The sequence below is a fragment of the Enterobacter sp. ku-bf2 genome, from assembly GCF_001742765.1.
Lineage (GTDB): Bacteria > Pseudomonadota > Gammaproteobacteria > Enterobacterales > Enterobacteriaceae > Enterobacter > Enterobacter quasiroggenkampii.
In genome coordinates this window covers 1,403,143-1,422,092 of record NZ_MDVW01000001.1, presented here as the reverse complement: position 1 = coordinate 1,422,092, position 18,950 = coordinate 1,403,143, and the positions used below count along the sequence as shown (strand labels likewise).

Genomic DNA, 18,950 nt, shown 5'->3' with positions numbered 1-18,950 from the left:
CGTGCGGCTTTTCAAAAGTCGCCATTATTTTCTGTCACGCATAAAAAAACAGGGCCGTAGCCCTGTTCATTAAGCATATAACAAAGTGGTGTACTGATTAGAACTGGTAAACGAGACCCAGTGCTACGATGTCATCGTTGCTGAGACCCAGTTTGTTGTCATCTTTCAGCTGGTTGATCTGGTAGTCAACATAGGTGGACATGTTTTTGTTGAAGTAGTAAGTCGCGCCAATGTCGATGTAGTTGATGAAATCTTCATCACCAATGCCTTCAACGTCTTTCGCTTTAGATTTGTAGTAAGCGATGGATGGACGCAGACCGAAGTCGAACTGATACTGAGCGACAACAGAGAAGTCCTGAGATTTGTTAGCGAAACCGCTGCTGCCCAAACGTGCGGCGTTGTGCATTTCGCCGTACAGCGCTGCCAGGTAAATGTTGTTTGCGTCATACTTCAGGCCAGTTGCCCACTGCTCAGCTTTATCGCCTTTACCCCAGGCCAGAGTCTGCTGGTTGTTGGTACGGTCAGCTGCGCCGTACGCACCTACAACGCCAAAGCCTTCGAAATCATAGCTGACTGAAGTTGCCCAGCCGTCACCGTTAGAACGTACTGCATCAGCACGGTCATTTTTGCCCAGGTACTGAACGCCAAAGTTCAGACCGTCAACCAGGCCGAAGAAGCCGCTGTTACGGTAAGTCGCCAGACCACCATTACGGCTGGAGAAGAAGTTATCGCTCTTGCCAGTGTCGCCACCGAACTCTGGCAGCATATCGGTGATGCCGATTGCATCATACACCAGGCCATAGTTACGACCGTAGTCGAAGGAGCCTGCATCACCGAATTTCAGACCTGCGAACGCCAGACGGGTTTTGTTACCGGTCTGAGCATCGGCGCCTTCAGAGTTGTTACCCTGGAAGTTGTATTCCCACTGGCCATAACCGGTCAGCTGGTCGTTAATTTTTGTTTCGCCTTTGAAGCCCAGACGAGCATAGGTCTGGTCGCCATCGTTGCTGTCATCATCAGAGAAGTAATGCAGACCAACTGCTTTCCCGTAAAGATCCAGTTTATTAGCGTCTTTGTTATAAATTTCTGCAGCGTTCGCTGCACCGGCTACCAGCAGGGCAGGGATTACCACTGCCAGAATATTGCGCTTCATCATTATTTATTACCCTCATTGGTTTTTTTATGACACTCGCCACTGCCGTCAATAAATTCTGTCAATAAATATTTCCGGAACTATTGATGAGAGTTTGGTGTCTTTATGTATCTGACAGGCATCTTTCCATTCGCCGAAGCGTTTCGCTAGCCTGAAAGTGCTACAATTCTCAAGATTGGGTAACCAAAAGAAAATATGTGTAACTAAATATGTATTTTTGGGAACTTTGTGAACCACCTCAAACTTCAGAGCGTCCTGGCGAATTAAGCGACAGGACATATCCTATATATATGAATTTCTTATGATTAATTTGGATAAAGGCATTTCATATAAACAGACGCTAAACGACTCGTTTTTTCTTATGGCGCCGAAAAGCCTTCTGGATGGCTGTAAAACTGGTTGAAATTTGTGCTATCGCTTGAGAATGTAATAATCGCAATAAGAATAGGGTTTATTTTTTGTGGCTGGATATTTCGTGGAAATAAAACGTAACAACCAGGGATTGTGACGGGGTGATGGTTTAAAGAAGCTGACTTTGCGCTGACGAAAACTGACAATGCAGAATAAAATAATGGCCAGCATAAGCTGGCCATTTTAGTCTTTACTGATTAGAAGCTGGCGTTACGTGGTGTACGTGGGAACGGAATCACGTCACGAACGTTCTGCACACCGGTCACGTAGGCGATCAGACGCTCGAAGCCCAGACCAAAACCAGCGTGCGGTACGGTACCGTAACGACGCAGATCGCGGTACCAGCTGTAGTCCGCAGGGTTGAGACCCATCTCTTCCATACGCGCGTCCAGCACGTCAAGACGCTCTTCACGCTGAGAGCCACCGATGATTTCACCGATGCCCGGCGCCAGGACGTCCATCGCCGCCACGGTTTTACCGTCTTCGTTAAGGCGCATATAGAAGGCCTTAATGTCTTTCGGATAGTTTTTAACGACAACCGGCGCTTTGAAATGCTTCTCGGCCAGATAGCGCTCGTGCTCAGACGCCAGGTCTACGCCCCAGTAAACCGGGTTCTCGAACTTCTCACCGCATTTCTCGAGGATCGCCACCGCATCGGTGTAGTCCACCTGCGCAAAATCGGCAGAGACGAAGCGCTCCAGACGAGCTACTGCGTCGCTGTCTACGCGCTCGGCGAAGAATTTCATGTCGTCCGGACGCTCTTCCAGCACCGCTTTGAAGACATACTTCAGCATCGCTTCCGCCAGACCCGCAACATCGTCCAGGTTGGCGAACGCCACTTCAGGCTCCAGCATCCAGAATTCCGCCAGGTGACGGCTGGTGTTGGAGTTTTCGGCACGGAAGGTAGGGCCAAAGGTGTAGATTTTAGACAGCGCGCAGGCGTACGTTTCGCCGTTGAGCTGACCGGATACGGTCAGGAAGGCCTCTTTACCAAAGAAGTCTTTGTCATAGTCCACTTTACCTTCCGGGGTGCGCGGCAGGTTTTCGAGATCCAGCGTTGAGACGCGGAACATCTCACCGGCGCCTTCCGTATCGGACGCGGTGATCAGCGGGGTAGACACCCAGAAATAACCCTGCTCATCGAAGAAACGATGCAGCGCCTGCGCCAGCGTATGACGTACGCGAGCAACCGCACCAATCAGGTTGGTACGTGGACGCAGGTGCGCCACTTCACGCAGATACTCAATGCTGTGACGTTTAGCCGCCATCGGATAGGTATCCGGATCTTCAACCCAGCCGGTGACTTCAATGGCAGAAGCCTGAATTTCGAAACTCTGACCCTGACCCGGGGATGCCACGACCACGCCGGTGACAATAACGGAACAGCCCGTCGTCAGGTGCAGAACGTCATCATTGTAATTGGGCAGAGAATTATTAATGACGGCCTGTACAGGATCAAAGCAGGAACCGTCATAGACGGCAAGGAAGGAGATGCCAGCTTTAGAATCTCGGCGGGTACGCACCCATCCGCGCACGGTGACTTCCTGGTCAACGGCGACACGGCCCTGGAGTACGTCGGCTACAGGCACAACGCTCATAATATTCTCTCTGTTAATAGTCGGAAAAAATAAACACTTGTCCACCCTTATGGGGGGATATCTATGTTACCTGCCATCCGCTATCAGACAAGTAAATTTCGCAGTCAAAAGAGAAGAATTGAGAAATAAATAAGAAGAGGGGAGCCATGACGGCTCCCTTAAGCGCTTAACTGGCTTTTTTGATCTGGGGAAGATCGAAGGCTTTGCGCAATGCGCGGACAAACGCCTTGTCATGGCAGATGGTTTTGCCCGGGCTGTCGGAGAGTTTCGCCACCGGCTTGCCGTTACATTCCACCAGCTTTATCACGATATTCAGAGGTTTTACCTGAGGAATGTCGCAGGTTAACCGGGTACCAATCCCGAAGCTCAGGTTCACTCTGGCGTTGAAATGGCGATAGAGTTCGACGGCTTTTGCCAGATCGAGGTTATCGGAGAAGACCAGCACCTTGCTCATCGGGTCAATGCCCAGTTTCTCGTAATGGGCAATGGCCTTCTCGCCCCACTCAATCGGATCCCCTGAATCGTGGCGTAGTCCCTGATAACGCTCCGCAAATTCAGGTCCAAAGTCGCGCAGGAAGGCATCCATCGTAATACAGTCGGTGAGGGCGATCCCGAGTTGATTCGGGTACTCCTCAAGCCATGCAGCCAGTGCCGCGCGCTGGCTGTTTGCCAGGTCAGGACTGATCTGCTGATGCGCCTGGAACCACTCGTGTGCCTGGGTACCCATTGGCGTCAGGTTGAGGCGACGGGCCAGATCGTAGTTACTGGTGCCCACGAACCATGGCTCCTGTTGCAGACGTTTAACGATGGCCTCCTGGACGTCGCGCGAAAAACGGCGACGGGTGCCAAAGTCCATCAGGCGGAAGCGGGACATGTCCAGCCCTGCGGTCAGCGTGGAGAAGTCAGCGAGCTTATTTTCCAGCGAGGCGACCGCCTGCGCTACGCCCGTTTCCGGTGAGCGATAGCGGTGAGCCAGTTCACTGATCACCGCCAGAAGCGGCACTTCCCACATGATCACTTCCCGCCACGGACCTTCAAGGCGAATATCCAGCTTGCCGTTATCGTTAACCACGGTGACCTGCTCCGGTCTATAGCGGAAATCGCGCAGCCAGTTCAGGTAGTCGGCTTTGAAGAAAGGCAGGCCAGAAAGCCACTGATATTCCTCGTCCTGCAGCGTCAGATGCTGCATAGCATTGACCTGTTCACGAATGGCGTCTGCGTAGATACCGAGCAAGTCGTCGCCACGGCAGCGGAATTCCGCCGCGACATGAACGTCATAGTAATGGTGGAAAACGGCTTGCTGCATATGCAGTTTATACGCGTCGGTATCCAGCAACGTATGCAGAACTGGAGAAGCGAATTGAGTCATAGGTGCGCAGTAGCATCCTCTCACAGGAGCGTTTAGTACAATAAACAACTCCGGAGTATACCTTGTTTAGTGATTTATTGAACCCCGATCACAACATAAGCGCGTTTTATGGTCGAGGGCATTTTGTGCCCCGTGTTATACAAATGTAGCAAAAAAAGGTGTTGACCCTGAAAAGATGAACATTCTGCATAGCGCGTTTTGCGCAACAGGAATATATTGAAACGTTACTCGACAAACGATGCATAAGGTTTTCTATGACACAACAGCCACAAGCCAAATACCGCCACGACTACCGTGCGCCGGATTATCTGATTAGCGAAATCGATCTGACTTTTGACCTGGATGCCACTAAAACCGTTGTCACGGCGGTGAGTCAGGTGACGCGCCACAGCGCAACTGCCGTGCCGCTGCGTCTGGATGGCGAAGACCTGACGCTGGTCTCCCTGCATATTAATGATGAAGCCTGGCCGGACTATAAAGAAGAAAACAACCAGCTGGTCATCGACAACCTGCCGGATCAGTTTACGCTGCGCATCGTGAATGAAATCAGCCCGGCCGCCAATACCGCGCTGGAAGGGCTGTACCAGTCTGGCGTGGCGCTGTGTACCCAGTGTGAAGCGGAAGGGTTCCGCCACATTACCTGGTATCTCGACCGCCCGGATGTCCTGGCGCGCTTCACCACTAAAATCATCGCCGATAAAACCCTGTATCCCTTCCTGCTCTCCAACGGCAACCGCGTAGGTGAAGGCGAACTGGAGAATGGCCGTCACTGGGTTCAGTGGCAGGATCCGTTCCCAAAACCGTGCTACCTGTTTGCGCTGGTGGCGGGCGATTTCGACGTGCTGCGCGACACCTTCAAAACGCGCTCAGGCCGCGAGGTGGCGCTGGAGCTGTTTGTTGACCGTGGTAACCTGGACCGCGCGCCGTGGGCGATGACCTCGCTCATCAACTCCATGAAGTGGGACGAAGAGCGCTTCGGCCTCGAATATGACCTCGACATCTATATGATCGTCGCCGTTGATTTCTTCAACATGGGCGCAATGGAAAACAAAGGCCTGAACGTCTTTAACTCCAAATACGTGCTGGCGCGCACCGATACCGCCACCGATAAAGATTATCTCGATATCGAACGCGTCATCGGCCACGAATATTTCCACAACTGGACCGGTAATCGCGTCACCTGCCGCGACTGGTTCCAGCTGAGCCTGAAAGAGGGCCTGACCGTCTTCCGTGACCAGGAGTTCAGCTCCGATCTGGGGTCACGCGCGGTGAACCGCATCAACAACGTGCGAACCATGCGCGGCCTGCAGTTTGCGGAAGATGCCAGCCCAATGGCGCATCCAATCCGCCCGGATAAAGTCATCGAAATGAACAACTTCTACACCCTGACGGTGTATGAGAAAGGCGCTGAAATTATCCGCATGATCCACACTCTGCTGGGTGAAGAGAACTTCCAGAAAGGGATGCAGCTCTACTTCGAGCGTCATGACGGCAGCGCGGCCACCTGCGACGATTTTGTGCAGGCAATGGAAGATGCCTCTAATGTCGATCTTTCCCACTTCCGCCGCTGGTACAGCCAGGCCGGTACGCCGATTGTTACCGTCAAAGACGATTACAATCCAGAAACCGAGCAGTACACCCTGACCATCAGCCAGCGCACGCCGCCGACGGCAGAGCAGGAAGAGAAATACCCGCTGCATATTCCGTTCAGCATTGAGCTGTACGATAACGAAGGCAAAGTCATTCCACTGCAGAAGGGTGGCCACCCGGTACACCACGTGCTGAACGTGACCCAGGCCGAGCAGACCTTTATCTTCGATAACGTCTATTTCCAGCCGGTGCCTGCGCTGCTGTGTGAATTTTCCGCGCCGGTGAAGCTGGAGTACAAGTGGAGCGATCAGCAACTGACGTTCCTGATGCGTCACGCGCGTAACGACTTCTCCCGCTGGGATGCCGCACAAAGCCTGCTGGCGACCTACATCAAGCTCAACGTAAACCGTCATCAGCAGGGCCAGCCGCTGTCGCTGCCCGTTCACGTAGCTGACGCGTTCCGCGCGGTCCTGCTGGATGAGAAAATTGACCCGGCGCTCGCCGCTGAAATTCTGACCCTGCCGTCAGCAACGGAAATCGCGGAGTTGTTCGAGATTATCGATCCGATCGCGATCGTGGCGGTGCGTGAAGCGCTGACCCGTACGCTGGCTGCTGAGCTGGCGGACGAGTTCCTCGCCATTTATAACGCCAACAAGCTTGACGCTTATCGCGTTGAGCACGCGGACATCGGTAAACGTTCTCTGCGCAACACCTGCCTGCGCTATCTGGCGTTTGGTGAAACCGAGCTGGCGAACACCCTGGTGAGCAAGCAGTATCACGAAGCGGATAACATGACCGACGCGCTGGCCGCGCTGGGCGCAAGCGTTGCCGCCGAACTGCCATGCCGCGATGCGCTGATGCAGGAGTACGACGACAAGTGGCATCAGGATGGCCTGGTGATGGACAAGTGGTTCATCCTGCAGGCGACCAGCCCGGCGGCCGATGCGCTCAGCAACGTGCGCAGCCTGCTGAAGCATCGCTCCTTTACCCTGAGCAACCCAAACCGCGTGCGTTCGCTGATTGGCGCGTTTGCCAGCAGCAACCCGGCCGCGTTCCACGCCGAAGACGGCAGCGGTTATCAGTTCATGGTGGAAATGCTGACCGAGCTGAACAGCCGTAACCCGCAGGTGGCGTCGCGTCTGATTGAGCCGCTGATCCGTCTGAAACGCTACGATGCGAAGCGTCAGGCGAAGATGCGTGCCGCGCTTGAGCAGCTGAAAGGGCTGGAAAACCTGTCTGGCGATCTGTACGAGAAGATTGCTAAAGCCTTAGCGTGATGTAGAAAAAAAAGCCCGGTGGGCAGGTAAACGCAAAACGGCAACCTCGGTTGCCGTTTTTAGTGTTTCCTTCCTCTCCCCGTGGGAGAGGGCCGGAGTGAGGGTGTCAGACATTAGCCTTAACTCGCCGCAACTCCGTTTCCCCTCGCTTCATCACCCGATCCAATACCTCAGCCTCCAGCTCCGCCAGTCTTGCCGAACCCACGCGACGAGGCCGCGGAAGATCCACCGTCAGATCCAGACCGATTTTCCCTTCCTCTATTAACAGCACCCGGTCGGCCATTGCGACGGCTTCACTCACGTCATGCGTCACCAGCAGTACCGTAAAGCCGTGCGCCTGCCAGAGGGATTCAATCAAATCCTGCATTTCGATTCGCGTCAGGGCGTCGAGCGCGCCCAGCGGTTCATCGAGCAACAGCAGGCCCGGACGGTGAATTAACGCCCGCGCCAGCGCCACGCGCTGCTTCTGTCCACCCGAAAGGGCAGCAGGCCACTCATCGGCGCGATTTTCCAGCCCAACGGCGGCCAGCGCCTGGCGGGCTTCATCCCGCCAGCTGCCCTTAAGGCCGAGCCCGACATTATCGATAACCGTTTTCCACGGCAGCAGCCGCGCGTCCTGGAACATCATGCGGGTATCGTCCTGAATATTCGCAAGCGGCGTTGTCCCTGCCAGAATGTCGCCGCCGTTGGGGGCTTCCAGTCCGGCCAGCAGCCGTAGCAGCGTACTCTTGCCGCCGCCGCTGCGTCCGACAACGGCCACAAACTGTCCGGCGGGAATATGCAGATCCAGCCCGTTAAGAATGGTGTTTTCGCCGTAGCGTTTGGTGACGCCGTTCAGCAGTAACGGGGTCCCCTGATTCAGTCGTGCCGTATTCATGCTTTCGCCTCCTGAAGGGTATAGGCCGGGTTCCAGCGCAGCCAGCTGCGCTCCAGCCACTGGGCGCTGACGTCAGCGAGTTTGCCGAGCAGGGCATAAAGAATAATGGCAACCACCACCACGTCCGTTTGCAGGAATTCACGGGCGTTCATCGCCAGGTAGCCAATCCCGGAGTTAGCTGAGATGGTTTCCGCCACAATCAGCGTCAGCCACATCAGGCCGAGCGCAAAACGCACGCCGACCATAATGGAGGGCAGGGCGCCCGGCAGAATCACATGAATAAAGAGGGAAAAACCCGATAAGCCGTAGCTGCGCGCCATCTCCACCAGACCACGATCGATATTGCGGATGCCGTGCCAGGTATTGATGTAAATCGGGAACAGCGTGCCCAGCGCCACAAGGAAGATCTTGGCACTCTCATCAATTCCAAACCACAAAATGACCAGCGGGATCAGCGCCAGATGCGGCACATTACGCAGCATCTGGATGGAGGTATCCAGCAGCCGTTCACCCCAGCGTGAAAGGCCGCTGATCAGGCCCAGGACCAGCCCGATGCTGCCGCCGATGGAAAACCCGATCACGGCGCGCCAGGAGCTGATCGCCAGGTGCTGCCACAGTTCTCCGCTAACGCTCAGCGACCAGAACGCTTCTACAACGCCCTCCGGAGAGGGCAGAATGCGGCTCGACAGCCAGCCGGTAGACGATGCGAGCTGCCAGAGCGCCACAATGCCGACGGGTAAAAACCACGGCGCGGCGCGCAGCAGCCATTTTTGTGAGGTGGCAGACATGGTCACTCCTTAGCTCTGTGCGGCTTTGCGTGGAATGAATTCGTTCGCCACGGCTTCGCCCTGAAGCTGAAGCCGCTGCGGCTGCGGCACCTCCGGAATGGCGACATCCAGGTGCGGGAACAGCAGTTCGCCCACCTTGTACGCCTCTTCCAGATGCGGATAACCGGAGAGAATAAAGCTGTCGATGCCCAGTTCGGCGTATTCATTGATACGCGCGGCCACGGTCGGGCCGTCGCCGACCAGTGCTGTGCCTGCACCGCCGCGCACCAGACCGACGCCCGCCCACAGGTTCGGGCTGATCTCCAGGTTCTCGCGCTTGCCATTGTGCAGGGACGCCATCCGGTGCTGCCCGACGGAGTCGGTTTTGGCAAATGCGGCCTGGGCTCTGGCGATCGTTTCATCATCCAGATGGGAGATCAGGCGGTCCGCCGCCTGCCAGGCTTCTGCATTGGTCTCGCGCACAATCACATGCAGACGGATACCGAAGCGCACCTTGCGGCCATGGGCGGCCGCCTTTGCGCGAACCTGGGCAATTTTTTCTTTTACCAGTTCAGGCGGTTCGCCCCAGGTCAGATAGAGATCGACCTGCTCTGCGGCCAGATCCTGCGCCACATCCGACGACCCGCCAAAATAGAGCGGCGGGCGCGGCTGCTGCACCGGCGGAAAGTAGAGCTTCGCGTCGCGAACGTGAATATGCTTGCCTTCAAAGGTGACGGTTTCCCCTTCCAGCAGACGTCGCCAGACGCGGGTGAACTCGGCGGAGGCTTCGTAGCGTTCGGTATGGTCGAGGAACACACCGTCGCCCGCCAGCTCCTGCGGATCGCTGCCCGTCACCAGGTTAAACAGGGCGCGGCCGTTGGACAGTCGGTCCAGCGTTGCCGCCTGACGTGCCGCCACGGTAGGAGAGACGACGCTCGGGCGTAACGCCACCAGGAACTTCAGACGCTGGGTGACCGGGATCATCGATGCGGCGACCAGCCACGCATCTTCACATGACCGTCCGGTCGGGATCAGCACCCCGGTGAAGCCGATTCGGTCCGCCGCCTGTGCAATCTGCTGCAGGTAGCCATGGTCAACCGGGCGTGAACCCTCTTCTGTGCCAAGATAGTGTCCATCACCGTGGGTGGGTAAAAACCAGAAAAGATTCAGACTCATGATTTAGCTCCTTCTTTGCCTGCGGGTTGCCAGATGCGTTCGCGAATAGTGACCTGTTTTGGAACCAGGTGGTTTTGATAGAAGAGGTCGGCCGTTTGCTGCTGAAGCGCGGCGACGTGCGCGTCAACGGGCGTAATGGTGGTCGGCGGACGGTGGTTGAGATAGCTCGCGATCACCGGCTCAGGTAAGCCCATGGTTTTCGCCAGCAGGGCAATGCTCTCCTGACGCTGGCTCTGAGTCAGGGCATCGGCCTGGGTAAAGGTATCCAGCACGCCCTGAATAAATGCGCCGTTCTTTTCCGCATAAGGGCGCGCGGCCAGATAGAACGAGCCGGTTTGCTTCAGCGTGGTACCGTCTTTCAGCACGCGAACGCCGCCCTGCAGTAATGCGGCGGAGTAGTACGGATCCCAGATGGCCCAGGCATCAACGTTCTTCTGCTGGAACGCGGCGCGCGCGTCGGCAGGCGTCAGGTAAACAGGCTGAATGTCAGTGAACTTGAGCCCGGCCTCTTGCAGGGCACGCAGCAACAGGTTGTGTGAGCTGGAACCTTTCTGGAATGCGACCTTATGGCCTTTGAGATCGGCGACGCTTTTGATATCGCTGTTTTCAGGCACCAGGATCACCTCGGCCTTCGGCTTGGGCGGCTCAACGCCTACATAGACGAGGTCCGCTCCCGCCGCCTGGGCAAATATCGGCGGAATATCGCCCGTGCTGCCGAGATCGATACTCCCCACGTTAAGGGCCTCCAGCATCTGCGGGCCGGCAGGGAACTCCACCCAGGAGAATTTGGTGTCCGGGAAGCGTTTTTCCAGAAGCTGGTGGCTTTTTGCCAGCACCATGCTGACGCTGCCTTTCTGATAGCCTATACGTAAGCTTTCCGGAGCCGTTTCTGCGGCATGGGCCAGCGAGGTAAATGCCATCAAACCGGCCAGTCCGATGCGGGTTAAGATTTTAAACATGGGCGACTCCTTGAGGCTGACCAAACGCCGGGGCCTGGATATCCCGGCGATGCAGGGCATGCCAGAAGGTTTCCAGAGCGTTATCGAGGCGGGTTTGCAGGTTGGGCGTAAAGTGGGGTTTGTGCTGATAGTCGATAACCTGTGAGTCATCGGCGAAAACGCCGTGGAGGATCTCCTGCGCTTTCAGCGCGTTCAGCACCGGCTTCAGGGCATAATCCACGGCCAGTAAATGGGCAACCGTACCGCCCGTTGCCAGCGGCAGCACCACCTTTCCGTCCAGCGCGCGTTCCGGAAGCAGATCGAGCAGGGTTTTGAGCGCCCCGGAAAAAGAGGCTTTATAAATCGGCGTTGCCACGATCAGGCCGTCCGCGCCGTTAAGTTGCTCAATAAGGGTTTTCAGGGCGGGGCTGTCGAAACGGGCGTAGAGCAAATCTTCAGGTTCGAAGTTATGCAGGTTCCAGTGGCACACTTCCACATCCAGAGCATTCAGTTTTTCACGGGCATATTCCAGCAGGGCGCTGGAGCGCGACGGGAATCGTGGACTTCCGGCCAGGGTAATGACGCGCATACTTCCTCCTTATAACTAATTGTTTGCTTTTATCTAACATTCATAACAATTTTAAGGAGTGTGACACCGCGCGTTTATTCCACTAAATGATTTATCTGCAATTAAAATGCGAAAAAGTGCATAAGAAATAGGCGGGGAGGTAAACGATTGCGTTTTGCGCTGATTTTTTGCCGCAGGTCAATTCCCTTTCGCGCCGGGATCGCCCATAATCCCCTCCCGGTTTGCACACCGGGAATCCAGGAGAGTTCATGTACTACCCCTTCGTTCGTAAAGCCCTTTTCCAGCTCGACCCTGAGCGCGCTCATGAATTGACATTCCAGCAATTACGTCGTATTACCGGAACGCCTCTGGCCGCGCTGGTGCGCCAGCATGTGCCGGTAAAACCTGTGCAGTGCATGGGGCTGACCTTTAAAAATCCGCTGGGTCTGGCGGCCGGTCTGGACAAAAACGGCGAGTGCATTGATGCCCTGGGCGCGATGGGCTTTGGCTCCATTGAAATCGGCACCGTTACCCCGCGCCCGCAGCCGGGAAATGACAAGCCGCGCCTGTTCCGACTGGTGGAAGCCGAAGGGCTGATCAACCGCATGGGCTTCAATAACCACGGTGTTGATCACCTCGTCGAGAACGTTAAAAAAGCCCACTTTGACGGAATTCTGGGCATCAATATCGGCAAAAATAAAGACACGCCGGTCGAGCAGGGTAAAGATGACTATCTGATTTGTATGGAAAAAGTCTACGCCTATGCCGGTTATATTGCGGTGAATATTTCGTCTCCCAATACCCCGGGGCTGCGATCCTTACAATATGGTGAGGCGCTGGACGATCTTCTGAGTGCCATTAAAAATAAACAAAATGAACTCCAGTCGATCCATCATAAATATGTTCCGGTCGCGGTTAAGATCGCGCCGGATCTTTCTTCCGAAGAATTGATCCAGGTTGCCGACAGTTTAGTTCGTCATAATATTGATGGTGTGATTGCGACCAATACCACCCTCGATCGCTCCCTCGTGCAGGGAATGAAAAACTGTGACGAAGCGGGTGGGTTAAGCGGCCGTCCGGTGCAATTAAAAAGCACCGAAATTATTCGTGCTCTGTCTGCGGAATTAAATGGCCGTCTGCCGATTATTGGCGTCGGTGGCATTGACTCGGTGATTGCTGCGCGCGAGAAGATGGCAGCGGGTGCGTCACTGGTGCAAATCTATTCCGGCTTTATTTTTAAAGGGCCGTCGCTGATTAAAGAAATCGTTACTCATATCTAATCTTTTCTCCTAATCAGACAACCAGGGCTTTATTTCCAGCCCTGGTTGTTTTATATTCCGTCACTGTTGCTTATTTAGACATTATAGTCTTTTATTAATGGTGTTATAAACGAAGCGGCGATCAGGACATTTTTAGTACAGGACGTTTCGGGGACGGGAGAGAAACATGCGAATTAAACCTGACGATAACTGGCGCTGGTATTTTTGCGACGAGCATGACCGAATGATGCTCGACTTAGCCAATGGCATGTTGTTTCGCTCTCGTTTTGCCCGCCGAATGTTAACCCCGGACGCCTTTTCCCCGTCAGGCTTTTGCGTTGATGACGCTGCGCTGTATTTCTCCTTTGAGGAAAAATGTCGCGATCTGGTGCTCTCGAAAGAGCAGCGTGCCGAGCTGGTATTAAATGCGCTGGTGGCTATCCGTTTCCTGAAACCGCAAATGCCAAAGAGCTGGCATTTCCTGCCGCACGGCATGAACTGGACCCCGGCAACGGGTGATGCGGCCAGCGTCAATCTGAGCGATACCGCAGAAGAGGTGAGCCTGCTGGTGGTGGAGCCCGGCGAAAATGCCGCGCTCTGTTTGCTGGCCCAGCCCGGCGTGACGATTGCCGGGCGGACAATGCAGCTTGGAGATGCCATTAAGGTTATGAACGACAGGCTGAAGCCCCAGCTTCGCGTGGATGCCTTCAGCCTCGAGCAGGCGGTTTAAGCTTCCAGCTGTACGGACGTTTTCGGGACGCAGCTACAGCACAGAATTGTGCCGTCATTTCCAATTGCCGATTTTTTCAACGCACTCACTTCGCCATCCACCAGCCTGATGCGGCAGCATCCGCAAATTCCCGCGCGACAGGAGTAGGGGATGCGGATCCCTGCTTGTTCCAGCTGCTCAAGCAATACCTGCTGGTTATTACCCCGGATCACGTTGCCCTGCCAGTGAATCTCTACCGCAGCGGCGACGTTTGTCTCAACGTCGACAAACTCCTCTTCCTGACCCGAGCCGTAAACCCTTGCTGGCCCACGGGCGAGCACTTCTACCTCATCACCGACGCGGATCGCGCCGCTGGAGCGCGGGATCAGGTTCTGGCCGAAATCGACATCACCGTTATCCTGCGCGGTGCGGAATGACTGCAGCGTCTTCAACGGTTCGCCGGAAGGGTGCTTCTGGCCTTTCTCCGGGCTGACCGTCGTGAAAATGCAGCGGCTGCACGGCTTCACCACGTCAAAAATGACGCTGCCAATGCGGATCACTTTCCAGGTATCTTCGTCCCAGGCCTCTGCACCCGTCACCACCAGATTCGGACGGAACTGTTCCATCTGAACGCTGGCTTTGCAGCGGCCTTGTAAATCACGCAGCGAGGCTTCGTTGGTCAGCAGGAACGGGAAGCCATCGGCGAAGGAGAGAGGAACGGCGTCGTGGCGCTTCACGCGACGCGTCAGTTCAGGCCCAACCCAGCGCAGCTGCACGTCACGGGAAAAGAAGCCGCTCAGCCAGCGGTTAATCTCATCCGGGGCGATGCGCGCGGTAAAATGGTTACCCCACACTTCCGTAGGCGCATCGACGGGCGCAAAATCAGCAAAGCGAATCACCGCGCTGGAACCGTCCGGCGCGGTAAGGTGCAAACCGTCGTGAAGCGGGGAAGGGGTAAAGCGAACCATCTGAGGGAACTGGCGTGCGGTAATGAACGTACCGTCAGGCTCGGTGACCATAAAAATACGATCGAAGGCAAATCCGCTCATGTCGGCCAGCGCGTGAGAGACACCGATGCCGCGCATGGATTTCACCGGATGAATAAAAAGCCTGGATAACGTCGCCACTGCACACTCCCTCGAATGAAAATAAGCCTTCAACTTTATGACATACACGCCATATTAGCTATAATGCGCGACAATTTTCTAAGAGTAAAAGTGACGATATGAATTCTCTGTTTGCCAGTACGGCCCGTGGGCTGGAAGAGCTGTTAAAAACTGAACTGGAAAGCCTGGGCGCGCAAGAGTGCCAGGTGGTTCAGGGTGGTGTCCATTTTGAGGGCGACACGCGGCTTATTTACCAGAGCCTGATGTGGAGCCGCCTGGCGTCGCGCATCATGCTGCCGATGAAGGAGTGCAAGGTCTATAGCGACCTTGATCTCTATACCGGCGTACAGATGATCGACTGGACAGAGATCTTCACCCCGAATGCCACCTTTGCGGTGCATTTCAACGGCGTGAACGACGAGATCCGCAACAGCCAGTACGGTGCCCTGCGCGTAAAAGACGCCATTGTGGACTGCTTCACGCGTAAAAATAAGGAACGTCCCAACGTCGATCGTGAAAACCCCGATCTGCGTATTAACGTCTGGCTGAACGGCGACACGGCGAGTATCTCCCTCGATCTGAGCGGCGCGGGCCTGCACCTGCGCGGCTACCGCGATCGTACCGGCATGGCACCCATCAAAGAGACCCTGGCGGCCGCGATTGTGATGCGCTCCGGCTGGCAGCCGGGCACGCCGCTGCTCGACCCGATGTGTGGTTCCGGTACCCTGTTGATTGAAGCGGCCATGCTGGCCACCGACCGCGCGCCGGGACTGCACCGCGGCCAGTGGGGCTTCAAGGGCTGGGCGCAGCACGATGAAGCGCTCTGGAAAGAGGTCAAAGACGACGCGCAGACCCGCGCGCGGAAGGGGCTGGCGGAATATACCTCTCATTTCTACGGCTCCGATAGCGACCCTCGCGTCATTGAGCGTGCGCGCAGCAACGCCCGCCGTGCCGGTATCGGCGAGCTGGTCACCTTTGAAGTGAAAGACGTGGCGAACCTGACCAACCCGCTGCCAAAAGGCCCGTACGGTACCGTCATCAGCAACCCGCCATACGGCGAACGTCTCGATAGCGAACCGGCGCTGATTGCCCTGCACAGCCTGCTGGGCCGCAATATGAAGGACCACTTCGGCGGCTGGAACCTGTCTCTGTTCAGCGCCTCGCCGGAACTGCTGAGCTGCCTGCAGCTGCGTGTCGATCGCCAGTTTAAAGCGAAAAACGGCCCGCTGGACTGCGTGCAGAAAAACTACCATCTGGCGGAGAAGGCGGCCGACAGCAAGCCGTCCGGCGTGGCGGAAGATTACGCCAACCGCCTGCGCAAGAACCTGAAGAAATTTGAGAAGTGGGCGAAGCAGGAGGGCATTGAATGCTATCGCCTGTACGATGCCGACCTGCCGGAATACAACGTGGCGGTTGACCGCTACGCGGACTGGGTGGTGATTCAGGAATATGCGCCGCCAAAAACCATTGATGCGCAAAAAGCGCGTCAGCGCATGCTGGACGTCATTGCCGCCACCATCGCCGTGCTGGGTATTGCGCCAAACAAGCTGGTGCTGAAAACGCGTGAACGTCAGAAAGGCAAAAACCAGTACCAGAAGATGGGCGAGAAGGGCGACTTTATCGAAGTGGGCGAATACAACGCGCGCCTGTGGGTCAACCTGACCGACTATCTGGATACCGGTCTGTTCCTCGACCACCGTATCGCTCGACGCATGCTGGGCCAGATGAGTAAAGGCAAGGACTTCCTGAATCTCTTCTCCTATACCGGCAGCGCCAGCGTGCATGCCGGTCTGGGCGGCGCGCGCAGCACCACCACGGTGGATATGTCCCGTACCTATCTGGAGTGGGCGGAGCGCAACCTGCGTCTTAACGGCTTAACCGGACGTCAGCATCGCCTGATGCAGGCTGACGTGCTGGGCTGGCTGCGCGATACCGACGAGCAGTTTGATCTGATCTTTATCGATCCGCCGACCTTCTCCAACTCCAAGCGTATGGAAGATAGCTTTGATGTACAACGCGATCACCTGCGCCTGATGACCGACCTGAAGCGCCTGCTGCGCAAAGGCGGCACCATTATGTTCTCGAACAACAAACGCGGCTTCCGTATGGATCATGACGGCTTAGCAGCCCTGGGACTGAAAGCACAAGAAATCAGCCAAAAAACGCTGTCTCAGGACTTTGCCCGTAACCGTCAAATCCATAACTGCTGGTTGATTACCGCGGTCTGAAAGGAAAAATAAATGTCTTTAATTAGTATGCACGGCGCGTGGCTCTCTTTCAGCGACTCACCGCTTCTCGACAATGCAGAACTGCACATCGAAGATAACGAGCGCGTCTGTCTGGTGGGCCGTAACGGCGCGGGTAAATCCACGCTGATGAAAATCCTTAACCGCGAACAGGGGCTGGATGACGGGCGTATTGTTTACGAGCAGGATCTGATTGTCTCCCGCCTGCAGCAGGATCCACCGCGTCACGTGACCGGCAGCGTTTACGATTTCGTGGCGGAAGGGATCTCCGAGCAGGCTGAATACCTGAAGCGCTATCACGAGATATCGCATCTGGTGATGACCGATCCGAGCGACAAAAACCTCAACGAACTGGCGAAAGTGCAGGAGATGCTCGATCACCACGGTCTGTGGCAGCTTGAAAACCGCATTAATGAAGTACTGGCGCAGCTCGGCCTGGAACCCGATATGGAGCTGTCGGCGCTCTCCGGCGGCTGGCTGCGTAAAGCGGCCCTGGGCCGTGCGCTGGTCAGCGGGCCGAAGGTGCTGCTGCTGGACGAACCGACCAACCACCTGGATATCGAAGCGATCGACTGGCTGGAAGGTTTCCTGAAAACCTTCAGCGGCACCATCATCTTTATCTCGCATGACCGTTCGTTTATTCGCAATATGGCGACGCGCATTGTCGACCTCGACCGCGGCAAGCTGGTGACCTATCCCGGCGATTACGATACGTATCTGCTGGAGAAAGAAGAAAACCTGCGCGTGGAAGAGCTGCAGAATGCCGAGTTCGACCGCAAGCTGGCGCAGGAAGAGGTCTGGATCCGCCAGGGCATCAAAGCCCGCCGTACCCGTAACGAAGGCCGCGTGCGTGCCCTGAAGGCGATGCGTCGCGAGCGCAGCGAACGCCGTGAAGTGATGGGCAGCGCCAAAATGCAGGTGGAAGAGGCGTCCCGTTCCGGCAAGATTGTCTTTGAAATGGAAAACGTCAACTATCAGGTTGACGGTAAAGTGCTGGTCAACGATTTCTCCGCGCAGGTCCAGCGCGGCGACAAAATCGCCCTGATTGGCCCGAACGGCTGCGGTAAAACCACGCTGCTGAAGCTGATGTTGGGCCAGCTGCAGGCCGACAGCGGACGTATTCACTGCGGAACCAAGCTGGAGGTCGCCTACTTCGACCAGCACCGCGCGGAGCTGGATCCGGACCGTACGGTGATGGACAACCTCGCCGAAGGTAAGCAGGAAGTGATGGTGAACGGCAAGCCGCGCCACGTGCTGGGCTACCTGCAGGACTTCCTGTTCCATCCGAAACGCGCCATGACGCCGGTGCGTGCGCTGTCCGGCGGTGAGCGAAACCGTCTTCTGCTGGCGCGCCTGTTCCTGAAGCCAAGCAACCTGCTGATCCTCGATGAACCGACGAACGACCTGGATGTCGAAACGCTGGAATTACTCGAAGAGCTGATTGACGGCTATCAGGGCACCGTGATGCTGGTCAGCCACGATCGTCAGTTCGTTGATAACACCGTGACCGAGTGCTGGATCTTCGAAGGTGAAGGGCGAATTGGTCAATATGTCGGCGGTTATCACGATGCAAAAGGGCAGCAGGCACAGTCGCTGGCGACGAAGCAGTCAAAGTCCAAAATAAGTTCTGAACCTGCTGTAACAAAAGCAGAAACTGTCAAGAAAACCTCGGCTAAACTAAGCTATAACCTGCAGCGCGAACTGGAGGGGCTACCGCAGCGTCTTGAAGAGCTGGAGGCCGCGCTTGAGGATCTGCAAACACAGGTTGCTGATGCGTCATTCTTTACTCAATCGCATGACTATACTCAGAAAGTACTGTCAGAACTGTCCGCGGCTGAAAAAGCCCTGGAAGAAGCATTTGAGCGCTGGGAGTACCTTGAGTCTCTGAAAAACGGCGCATAAACAG

The 18,950-nt window shown here is 55.9% G+C and carries 14 protein-coding genes; 5 read left to right on the top strand and 9 right to left on the bottom strand.

Going from position 1 to position 18,950, the window contains the following annotated elements; translation table 11 throughout:
* Window positions 1-97: 97 nt before the first annotated feature.
* The 3 genes from ompF to pncB form a co-directional block, all read right to left on the bottom strand.
* Window positions 98-1,156: a porin OmpF gene (gene ompF / locus BFG58_RS06855; RefSeq protein ID WP_045908376.1), complete on the bottom strand. Its 1,059-nt coding sequence runs from the start codon at window positions 1,154-1,156 to the stop codon at window positions 98-100.
* A 605-nt stretch (window positions 1,157-1,761) separates the two neighbouring features.
* The gene (gene asnS / locus BFG58_RS06850) at window positions 1,762-3,162 is read right to left on the bottom strand and encodes an asparagine--tRNA ligase (RefSeq protein ID WP_023615887.1); all 1,401 of its coding nucleotides are present in this window, start codon (window positions 3,160-3,162) and stop codon (window positions 1,762-1,764) included.
* A gap of 166 nt (window positions 3,163-3,328) precedes the next feature.
* Entirely contained in the window at window positions 3,329-4,531 is a 1,203-nt protein-coding gene (pncB, locus tag BFG58_RS06845; RefSeq protein ID WP_048027215.1) for a nicotinate phosphoribosyltransferase, read from the bottom strand.
* Between the two features lie 254 nt (window positions 4,532-4,785).
* Between pncB and pepN the strand changes: the two genes are divergently transcribed.
* Window positions 4,786-7,398 carry an aminopeptidase N gene (pepN, locus tag BFG58_RS06840; protein ID WP_069719501.1) on the top strand — a complete coding sequence of 871 codons (2,613 nt, stop codon included), beginning with the start codon at window positions 4,786-4,788 and terminating at the stop codon, window positions 7,396-7,398.
* A gap of 106 nt (window positions 7,399-7,504) precedes the next feature.
* Here pepN and ssuB read toward each other — a convergent pair whose 3' ends face one another.
* Genes ssuB through ssuE form a run of 5 tightly spaced genes read right to left on the bottom strand, consistent with a single transcriptional unit; the run spans window position 7,505 to window position 11,745 of the window.
* The gene (gene ssuB, locus BFG58_RS06835) at window positions 7,505-8,275 is read right to left on the bottom strand and encodes an aliphatic sulfonates ABC transporter ATP-binding protein (RefSeq protein WP_045908373.1); all 771 of its coding nucleotides are present in this window, start codon (window positions 8,273-8,275) and stop codon (window positions 7,505-7,507) included.
* Window positions 8,272-9,063 carry an aliphatic sulfonate ABC transporter permease SsuC gene (gene ssuC / locus BFG58_RS06830; protein WP_023311016.1) on the bottom strand — a complete coding sequence of 264 codons (792 nt, stop codon included), beginning with the start codon at window positions 9,061-9,063 and terminating at the stop codon, window positions 8,272-8,274. Before ssuC ends, ssuB begins: the two co-directional genes overlap by 4 nt.
* A 9-nt stretch (window positions 9,064-9,072) precedes the next feature.
* Window positions 9,073-10,218 carry an FMNH2-dependent alkanesulfonate monooxygenase gene (gene ssuD, locus BFG58_RS06825; protein ID WP_069719500.1) on the bottom strand — a complete coding sequence of 382 codons (1,146 nt, stop codon included), beginning with the start codon at window positions 10,216-10,218 and terminating at the stop codon, window positions 9,073-9,075.
* Complete coding sequence (locus tag BFG58_RS06820) at window positions 10,215-11,177, bottom strand: sulfonate ABC transporter substrate-binding protein (protein WP_048027225.1); 963 nt, start codon at window positions 11,175-11,177, stop codon at window positions 10,215-10,217. The genes ssuD and BFG58_RS06820 overlap by 4 nt, the downstream gene beginning before the upstream one ends.
* On the bottom strand, window positions 11,170-11,745 hold the full coding sequence (gene ssuE, locus BFG58_RS06815) for an NADPH-dependent FMN reductase (protein WP_008499940.1): 576 nt from the start codon (window positions 11,743-11,745) through the stop codon (window positions 11,170-11,172). Before ssuE ends, BFG58_RS06820 begins: the two co-directional genes overlap by 8 nt.
* Window positions 11,746-11,993: 248 nt before the next feature.
* On the opposite strand from ssuE, the gene pyrD reads away from it, so the two are divergent.
* Both pyrD and zapC read left to right on the top strand, forming a co-directional pair.
* On the top strand, window positions 11,994-13,004 hold the full coding sequence (gene pyrD, locus BFG58_RS06810; RefSeq protein ID WP_045908370.1) for a quinone-dependent dihydroorotate dehydrogenase: 1,011 nt from the start codon (window positions 11,994-11,996) through the stop codon (window positions 13,002-13,004).
* A gap of 166 nt (window positions 13,005-13,170) precedes the next feature.
* Window positions 13,171-13,713, top strand: coding sequence for a cell division protein ZapC (gene zapC, locus BFG58_RS06805; RefSeq protein WP_032651189.1), 543 nt, complete (start codon window positions 13,171-13,173; stop codon window positions 13,711-13,713).
* Here the strand turns inward: zapC and BFG58_RS06800 are convergent.
* Window positions 13,710-14,819 carry a YcbX family protein gene (locus tag BFG58_RS06800; protein ID WP_045908369.1) on the bottom strand — a complete coding sequence of 370 codons (1,110 nt, stop codon included), beginning with the start codon at window positions 14,817-14,819 and terminating at the stop codon, window positions 13,710-13,712. The two genes, zapC and BFG58_RS06800, sit on opposite strands and share 4 nt — an antisense overlap.
* Window positions 14,820-14,917: 98 nt before the next feature.
* Between BFG58_RS06800 and rlmKL the strand changes: the two genes are divergently transcribed.
* Window positions 14,918-17,026: a bifunctional 23S rRNA (guanine(2069)-N(7))-methyltransferase RlmK/23S rRNA (guanine(2445)-N(2))-methyltransferase RlmL gene (gene rlmKL, locus BFG58_RS06795; protein ID WP_069719499.1), complete on the top strand. Its 2,109-nt coding sequence runs from the start codon at window positions 14,918-14,920 to the stop codon at window positions 17,024-17,026.
* Between the two features lie 12 nt (window positions 17,027-17,038).
* Window positions 17,039-18,946, top strand: a complete 1,908-nt coding sequence (locus BFG58_RS06790) for an ABC transporter ATP-binding protein (protein WP_032639317.1) — start codon at window positions 17,039-17,041, stop codon at window positions 18,944-18,946.
* Window positions 18,947-18,950 lie beyond the last annotated feature (4 nt).

Coding starts and splice junctions, on each gene's coding strand:
- ompF (WP_045908376.1), bottom strand. CDS start 1,156: ATGATGAAGCGCAATATTCTGGCAGTGGTAATCCCTGCCCTGCTGGTA.
- pepN (WP_069719501.1), top strand. CDS start 4,786: ATGACACAACAGCCACAAGCCAAATACCGCCACGACTACCGTGCGCCG.
- pncB (WP_048027215.1), bottom strand. CDS start 4,531: ATGACTCAATTCGCTTCTCCAGTTCTGCATACGTTGCTGGATACCGAC.
- ssuC (WP_023311016.1), bottom strand. CDS start 9,063: ATGTCTGCCACCTCACAAAAATGGCTGCTGCGCGCCGCGCCGTGGTTT.
- ssuB (WP_045908373.1), bottom strand. CDS start 8,275: ATGAATACGGCACGACTGAATCAGGGGACCCCGTTACTGCTGAACGGC.
- BFG58_RS06790 (WP_032639317.1), top strand. CDS start 17,039: ATGTCTTTAATTAGTATGCACGGCGCGTGGCTCTCTTTCAGCGACTCA.
- BFG58_RS06820 (WP_048027225.1), bottom strand. CDS start 11,177: ATGTTTAAAATCTTAACCCGCATCGGACTGGCCGGTTTGATGGCATTT.
- rlmKL (WP_069719499.1), top strand. CDS start 14,918: ATGAATTCTCTGTTTGCCAGTACGGCCCGTGGGCTGGAAGAGCTGTTA.
- asnS (WP_023615887.1), bottom strand. CDS start 3,162: ATGAGCGTTGTGCCTGTAGCCGACGTACTCCAGGGCCGTGTCGCCGTT.
- pyrD (WP_045908370.1), top strand. CDS start 11,994: ATGTACTACCCCTTCGTTCGTAAAGCCCTTTTCCAGCTCGACCCTGAG.
- ssuE (WP_008499940.1), bottom strand. CDS start 11,745: ATGCGCGTCATTACCCTGGCCGGAAGTCCACGATTCCCGTCGCGCTCC.
- ssuD (WP_069719500.1), bottom strand. CDS start 10,218: ATGAGTCTGAATCTTTTCTGGTTTTTACCCACCCACGGTGATGGACAC.
- zapC (WP_032651189.1), top strand. CDS start 13,171: ATGCGAATTAAACCTGACGATAACTGGCGCTGGTATTTTTGCGACGAG.